5 protein-coding genes are annotated in these 2873 nt (G+C 38.5%); 2 read left to right on the top strand and 3 right to left on the bottom strand.

What is annotated here, in order from left to right; translation table 11 throughout:
• Window positions 1-19: 19 nt before the first annotated feature.
• Window positions 20-349, bottom strand: a complete 330-nt coding sequence (locus ACFVSH_RS24980) for a four-helix bundle copper-binding protein (protein WP_387708442.1) — start codon at window positions 347-349, stop codon at window positions 20-22.
• A 177-nt stretch (window positions 350-526) separates the two neighbouring features.
• Here ACFVSH_RS24980 and ACFVSH_RS24985 point away from each other — a divergent pair, with 177 nt between their 5' ends.
• Together ACFVSH_RS24985 and ACFVSH_RS24990 are read left to right on the top strand one after the other, a co-directional pair.
• Window positions 527-916: a DUF948 domain-containing protein gene (locus ACFVSH_RS24985; protein WP_387598430.1), complete on the top strand. Its 390-nt coding sequence runs from the start codon at window positions 527-529 to the stop codon at window positions 914-916.
• Between the two features lie 97 nt (window positions 917-1013).
• Window positions 1014-1379, top strand: coding sequence for a DUF948 domain-containing protein (locus ACFVSH_RS24990; protein ID WP_387708444.1), 366 nt, complete (start codon window positions 1014-1016; stop codon window positions 1377-1379).
• A 206-nt stretch (window positions 1380-1585) separates the two neighbouring features.
• Here the strand turns inward: ACFVSH_RS24990 and ACFVSH_RS24995 are convergent, their stop codons facing one another.
• Entirely contained in the window at window positions 1586-1777 is a 192-nt protein-coding gene (locus ACFVSH_RS24995) for a DUF3934 family protein (RefSeq protein ID WP_260284963.1), read from the bottom strand.
• 160 nt (window positions 1778-1937) lie between these two features.
• Window positions 1938-2873 (bottom strand): MATE family efflux transporter (locus ACFVSH_RS25000; RefSeq protein WP_387708445.1); only part of this gene is annotated, 936 nt, incomplete at its 5' end.

Raw genomic sequence — 2873 nt, forward strand, 5'->3', positions numbered from 1 at the left:
ACAAGTGCTATTCCTTACATCAAGCGGCTAATTTTCTGCATTCTTCTGCACACCTAAAGCATGCTTCAGCACATTTTTGACAATGTTCATGATCGTTTTTTTTACATTCGTTTCCGCAGCTTTCACAAATCTTGGCACAAACTGCAGCCAACTCTGAAATAAACGGTGTACCTCTTCCTATCGCCTGTTCTAAAGAAGAGCAAATATCCGCACATTCCCGATCCAAGCGAATACACTCCACCATCATGTTTACATGTTCTTCTTTTAAGCATGCATCATAACAATGATTACACGCGGTCATACAATCATTTAAAGTTTGGATAACAGATGAATAATTCTCATGTGACAAGAACAAATCTCCTCCTATAATATGGTCTCTCCCTTATTATTATCCTTTAAACTTCCCCTTTAAACTTCTAATAGGATAAGGTGAATGGTTCTTCTATAAAACTGATTGGACAAGCGACGGACTTTAGGGAATTAATGGAAGGGGCAGTGCATAAATTTAAATGAAAGGAGTGGATATATGAAAATGTTCATTAAATTAAGTGTGGCCAGTGTCTCCGGAGCCGTCGTGTATTTGATATATAATGTCAACCAGACGCTGCGTAAAGGAATGGGAACACTCGAAGAAACAAATAAGACACTGGAAGAGGTAAGGAACGCGGTACATGGATTGACGCAAGAGTCCAAACAATTGATCCACTCTGCCAATCAAATTACAGCGGATGTTAAAGGGAAGATGGAAAATGTCGATCCATTGCTGGAATCTGCTCAAGATGTTGGGGAAATGATTCATAATGTAACCAATTCCATGAAAGAAGCGAGTTTGGAAGGCGGACCTAAGGATTTATCCACTCCGACAGTTCCTTCAACTCGAACTGAAACTGAGGGGGTTCAAATAATAATCAAATAGTATCATCATTTATCATTAAAAAAACAGGCACCCCGGGATTCACTAACCTATTTAAAGCAATCGTTTCTACTATTTAATTTAGAGGGGGAGCTTTATCTTGATAATTCAATATAGTGTGGCAGCGATCGCTTTAGCCTTCATTTGGTTGGTGGTATTTTTAATCAGTACTCTTCAAAAGGGAATGGTCACGATAGGAGAAGCCAATCAAACATTGACTGAGGTGAGAAATGCCATCCACGATTTGTCCGGCGAATCGAAACAACTATTGCAAACTGCAAATGAAATCACCGACGATGTAAAAATTAAAATGAAAACGGTTGAACCATTATTGGATTCTGCTCAGGATGTTGGTGAAGCGATACATTCAGTTACAGACTCTGTTAAAAAAGCCACTAACGGTTTCCGTACAGAGTTTACTCCAAAAAAAATCAATGCTATCAAACCCAAACACCAATTCAGATAAAAAGAGTATATTAAAAAATGAAAGACACTGCCGGGATTTGGAGTGTCTTTTTTGATGATATGTATAAGAGCTGTAGTCTTATGCTTTATATGGATATCGTCCTTGGTTTATATCTATAAGACCATTTTCTCTCATACAGATTTCTTTACACTCTGTATGAGAATATGGAACAAACATAAATTCTGTATGGAATATGGGACAAGCAATTATTTTTCTGTCTTGTCACCTGCAGCATGACTGGATGTTTTTGAGTCATTGGAATGTTTGACGCCTTTACTTATATATGGTTTCGCGCTTTTTTTCTTGTTGGCACTTGTTTTCCAACGATTCCAGCCCTTCTTGCCCGTTCCAGTGCCCGTACCTTTACCCGTTCCACTCTTAGCCTTCGCTTTACTCATGAAATCACTCCATTACAATTCTATGGTTAGTTTAAACCATTTTACTTGATTATTACCCAAGTATGTTGAAATATACAGTAACGAAGGTGATATGTACAGGGAAAGGCTCAATATTTTTAATCTTGATCGTAATAAACCAATAACAGCAAGGATTTTTGCCTCACTTTATCGATATGGATCTTGATTTCGTCAGTAAGATGCTTATGCCGATTTTCTTGCAAATGGTCAAGTAGTGCATGAAAGTTAATAATACAGCCCCTGTATTCATTCCTAAAATGATTCCTCCCATATTAAGAGAAGCTTGAGACCCTAGGATATACATCATTAAAAAGGCAACAATATGGGACCATACGGTATGGATGAAAGCATCCTTCACTAAACCCAGGCCGATGAGATAAGCTTGCATGGGAATGACAAAAAAATGAAAAAGGAAATAAGGACATAATAATTTTAAATAGTATGCGGCAGATGTTGAAGAAAAAAAGAGGGAGGTCAAAGGTTCCGCAAAGAGGTAAATGAAAATGACAGCCGGAACTCCATATAATACGGTGAAAGACATCGATTTTTGCAATAAAACCCTCAATTTTTCCTTATCCTGCTTCTTGTATGCATTCGAAACATTCGGAATGAGCATGATCATTAAGGAATGCGCGATAAAGGCCGGAAAGAAGCCAATCGTCATCGCAACCCCAGTCAGCATCCCAAAATGCTCTGTAGCCACTACCGCACCGAATCCTGCCGAGAGAAGGGCAGTATGGATCAAAAAAGGTTGGATGGCATTCGTTATCGCATGAAAGATCCTTAACCCCATGGTGGGCAGCGAAACTTCCAATAACTTTTGTCGTGCATGTTTACCGGTTGTCCGCGAGTTCGTACCGCGCCTCATGATTCGCATTTGAAGAATCAAAAGGTTGATCAAGTATAGAAAAACGAGGAATTCACTGCCAATCAAAACAAAAAAGGCCATTAATAATGACTTTTCCTGGTTAAATTCAAATAAATTAAATATGAGGAAAAGCAAACCGAATTGAATGATATCTTTTAAAAAGTTGGATAAGGCAATCTTCCCCATTTGTTGGACACCCATGAAATAGCC

The organism is Peribacillus sp. NPDC058002 (genome assembly GCF_042886655.1).
In the GTDB taxonomy this organism is placed as follows: domain Bacteria; phylum Bacillota; class Bacilli; order Bacillales; family DSM-1321; genus Peribacillus; species Peribacillus aracenensis.